Raw genomic sequence first — 1,501 nt, forward strand, 5'->3', positions numbered from 1 at the left:
CTTCAGCACAACGTAGGCAATGCCAACGGCCAGGAACAGGCCCGATACAAGCTTTATGATGCGAGAAATGTCGAGGAGGTGTTTTGTCTTAAACTCAGGAGATGATGTCGTTTCCTTTCCTTTCTCCCGTGGAGGAATCTCAAGGGTTTCGTTGAGGGGCAGGTACAGGTCATCACCCCGATACACTATCCTAACCGTTCCCGTGGCGCTACTGATTCTCAGATAGGCGTAACCCTTCTCGTCCGTCGTCAGATTCAGACTCATGTTTCCTACGGTAACCGTTATCGTCCTGTTGGGCAGGGGATTGCCGTTCCAGTTGAGGAAAATCACAATGGTCCCGTTCAGGCGCTTAAGTTCAACCTCGGGAACCCGCTTTATTGTAACCAGGGGGTCGCTGTTAGAGGGGTAAGCAAGGTAGCCCCTGTAGTGGGCGACTATGTGGTAACTTCCCGGCATCTCACCCTCCGGGACGACCGCCGTCAGGTTAAACGTGCCGTTGCTGACCCGGACAACGCCGACTATAGTGCCCGTTGTGTTCTTCGTCCTGTTGAGGGTTACGGTTACAAGGCCGTCCCGCACGGGGCTTCCGTTTGGATACATAACGGTTCCTTCGATGGGCATTCTGAGGTTGCCGTTGCCTGAGAGAGCCTCAGGATAATCCGTTATCTCAACAACGGGCTTTTCAAGGAGCGCCACCCACATTAGGAGGGCAGTCCTACCGGTCTTGTTCGATGTGAAAATGAAGACCGGGTAGTAGCCAGGGGTGTAGTTTCTACCAACTGGAGGGACCTCAAAGGTATAAACAGCTGTGGAGCCGTTTTCAGTCCGGGAAATAACCCTTAGAGGCAGGCCGGAGGTGTAGTTGAGAGGGCCCGTGAAGTTGGTATAGACCCTGAACTCCTTCGAGACCCCGTAGGTCGTCATGACGATTGGAGTTTCCGTGTCGAGGCGGTATCTGGGCTGGCAGTTGACCCCCTTAAGAGGAACCGGGCCGGATGGGCTTTCAACGTAGGGAAGATAGTAGGTTCCCCGGTACCAGACTATCATATCAAAATCCTCAGGAAGGTTCCAGGAGAGTAAGGGAACACTCCTCGCGGGTCTTTCAACGCAGACCAGCATTGGGTCCTCTGGAAGGATTGCAACGGGACAGCGAGTTTTCTTGTCGGTGGGTTTGAAACTGAAGTTTGACGTCGGGACACCGGGGCGATAGTTGCCTCCTCCAAAGGAGTTCGGGTTAAACGAGCCCATCTGGGTCGGCCTTGAACCGGCCTTTGTAAAGCTCTTGGAGGTTTCCATGAAGAGCCCGCTAAGGGCGTTTCTGGTTTTACCTCCTCCCCCGGCGGAAGAAGAACCCTCGTATCCAAGGGTCAGTGTCGCGAGGAGGATGAGGAGGAGCAACAGCAGTGCGTATCTTTCACGCCTCATTGCCGTCTCCCTTCGGCACGGGCGTTTTCTGGAGGGCGCTCAGAACCACGTCCCTGCCCGTAACACCTTCAAAGGC

At 54.6% G+C, this 1,501-nt stretch carries 1 protein-coding gene; it reads right to left on the bottom strand.

Annotation, left to right across the window (positions count from 1 at the left end):
* Window positions 1–1,425, bottom strand: a 1,425-nt coding sequence (locus tag MVO87_RS02630) for a hypothetical protein (protein ID WP_297552075.1), incomplete at its 3' end; no start/stop codon positions are given.
* Window positions 1,426–1,501: the final 76 nt, after the last annotated feature.

The sequence above is a fragment of the Thermococcus sp. genome (assembly GCF_027063845.1).
In the GTDB taxonomy this organism is placed as follows: Archaea; Methanobacteriota_B; Thermococci; order Thermococcales; family Thermococcaceae; genus Thermococcus.